Here is a 1,568-nt window from a genome sequence, read left to right on the forward strand (position 1 = left end):
GGGTGGGGGAGTGCGGCCTTCTCGGGTGTGGGAGTAGTCGCGGGACTCGGTGACCAGGCCGGCGGCGTCGAAGCGCAGCAGGGTGCAGCCGGAGGTGGTGAGGGGCTGGTCGTACGGGTAGGTGATCGCCCAGTACTCGACGGTCGCCAGGTCGCCGTCGAGGTGTGGTGCGCCGAACCAGACCTCGGCCGGACGGGTCTCCTCCGCGAAGCACTCCAGGACGTAGGCGCGGAGTCCGGCCCGGCCCCGGCACCTGTGGAACATCGAGGCCCAGTGGTCGGCGTGCTCCGCGTGCCTGGTGACGATGCGTTCCACGTCCTTGGCGGGCCAGCCCTGCCGCCAGGCGTCCATCCACCGCCGGGCTGCTTCCCGTACGTCCATGATCATGCTCCTCCGGGGTTCGGATCATCGCCGCAGCTTGGTCGACGGCGGGGTGCGTTCCAGGCCAGAAAGCGTTCGAACAACTCGGCCGGGGTCGGCGGCGGGTTCTGCTGGATCAGGTCGCCGGTGGCGTCGAAGAGGACACCGGCCAGATAGACCGAGAGACCGATCCGGTCCGCGCCGTACTCCTCGCGGAGCAGCATCCGGCCGACCGGACACGGCCAGGCCGCCCCACACGCCCGACACCGCCACCCAGGCCGCTCAGGCACATGCCGGTGTACGCGCTGCAGCCCACCCGGCGGCAGCCTCCGACCGTGTGGTTCGAGTGCGGTCATACCGAAATGCTGCCGCTGTCCGTTGTCTCTGTCAATAGCTTGCGTAGTTGTCGGAGTCGAGTAGGGTTGGCGCTGTCATCGTCAACCCATGGAGCTGGTGGGTGTGTCGGAGATCAGGCAGATGCTGGGGAACGTCTCCCGGCAGCGTGCCTCCGTCATCGCCAACCAGCGCAACTTCCCCGAGCCCCTGGCCGTTCTGGCGATGGGAAAGGTATGGCGGAAGTCGGATGTGGAGGCGTGGATCAGGGAGCATCGGCCCGAGTTGGCGGGGGAGTGAGCCGGGCCGTCGGCCGCTTCGCACCGGGCGAGGTGGTGGTGCGGCGGGAGATTCTGCGCGGCGAGGTGTGGTTCGGCTGCCCGACGATCTGCGTCGAGGATTCGCCTGAGCTGCTCGCGCTCTACCTGCCGCCGGGGGCCGAGTTCGGCTTTCCCACCGAGGGCAGCTTCCCGTGCGGTCGGCACCCGTGGCAGGTCGCCGGGCACACCGCCTGGTCCGGGCACGGCAAGCTGATGCTCCAGCGCCCCGGCGAGGCGCACTCGGTCGACGTGTTCTGGTCCGGACCGCAGCGTGCCTTCGCCGGGTGGTATTTCAACCTTCAGGACCCGTTCCGGCGTACGCCGATCGGGGTGGACACCCTCGATCATGAGCTTGACCTGTGGTGGGCGGCGGACGTCGAGCGGTACGTCTTCAAGGATGTGGAGCTGTTCGCCCAGCGGCTGGAGGAGGGGCGCTACCCGGGGATGGGCGAGGCGATCCGGGCCGAGGGTGACCGGATCGCCGCCCTGCTCGACGCGGGCGAACGCTGGTGGGACGAGTCCTGGTCCACCTGGCACCCCGACCCCACCTGGCCC

General features: G+C 69.5%; 4 protein-coding genes. 2 read left to right on the forward strand and 2 right to left on the reverse strand.

Annotation, left to right across the window (positions count from 1 at the left end):
• Both C1I93_RS30375 and C1I93_RS30380 read right to left on the reverse strand, forming a co-directional pair.
• On the reverse strand, positions 1–381 hold a 381-nt coding region (locus tag C1I93_RS30375), incomplete at its 3' end, for a nuclear transport factor 2 family protein (RefSeq protein ID WP_181445387.1).
• Between the two features lie 2 nt (positions 382–383).
• Entirely contained in the window at positions 384–584 is a 201-nt protein-coding gene (locus C1I93_RS30380) for a hypothetical protein (protein ID WP_223256743.1), read from the reverse strand.
• 220 nt (positions 585–804) lie between these two features.
• On the opposite strand from C1I93_RS30380, the gene C1I93_RS30385 reads away from it, so the two are divergent.
• Positions 805–993, forward strand: a complete 189-nt coding sequence (locus tag C1I93_RS30385; RefSeq protein ID WP_181445388.1) for a hypothetical protein — start codon at positions 805–807, stop codon at positions 991–993.
• A partial coding sequence (locus tag C1I93_RS30390) for a ribonuclease FAU-1 family protein (protein ID WP_258378389.1) occupies positions 990–1,568 on the forward strand: 579 nt, incomplete at its 3' end. The genes C1I93_RS30385 and C1I93_RS30390, both read left to right, overlap by 4 nt.

The sequence above is a fragment of the Micromonospora endophytica genome, assembly GCF_003236305.1.
GTDB classification, from domain to species: Bacteria; Actinomycetota; Actinomycetes; order Mycobacteriales; family Micromonosporaceae; genus Micromonospora; species Micromonospora endophytica.

What these genes read in the sequence shown, in the direction of transcription:
- C1I93_RS30380 (WP_223256743.1), bottom strand. Translation starts at nt 584, where the DNA reads ATGCTGCTCCGCGAGGAGTACGGCGCGGACCGGATCGGTCTCTCGGTC.
- C1I93_RS30385 (WP_181445388.1), top strand. Translation starts at nt 805, where the DNA reads ATGGAGCTGGTGGGTGTGTCGGAGATCAGGCAGATGCTGGGGAACGTC.